This is a genomic window from Olleya sp. Ti.3.14, from assembly GCF_038154885.1.
Taxonomy (GTDB): Bacteria; Bacteroidota; Bacteroidia; order Flavobacteriales; family Flavobacteriaceae; genus Olleya.
The window spans coordinates 1-354 of sequence record NZ_JBAKAO010000041.1 but is presented as its reverse complement, the minus strand read 5'-3'; the positions used below and the strand labels follow the sequence as shown (position 1 = coordinate 354).

The following is a 354-nucleotide window of genomic DNA, read 5'->3' as shown; positions in this document are numbered from 1 at the left end:
ACAAGATTATGTTAAAGAGAGTACACGTGGTAAAAGCGAGTTAACTATCAATGCCAATGGGTCCAAAAGAGAAAACACAAACGGTTTAAGTAAAGAATATATTACAGAATATAGTTATGGTAACCTAGAAACTTTTAACCTATTTGTACCTAGATTTTTAGGTGGTGGAAGCGGAGAGGATGTAGGCGAAGATTCTGCAGTGTATAAATACATTGTTAATCAAGGTGTGCCACCAGCAGACGCTAGAGAATATACTAAAGGTCTACCAACATATTGTGGAAGCCAAACGATATTAGAAGCACCAGCTTATGTTGGAGCAGTTGTAATATTTTTATTTGTATTAGGCTTGTTTTT

1 pseudogene is annotated in these 354 nt (G+C 35.6%); it reads left to right on the top strand.

The annotated features are described in order from the left end of the window. A pseudogene (locus tag V6251_RS15195) lies at positions 1-354 on the top strand (hypothetical protein); the annotation flags it as partial.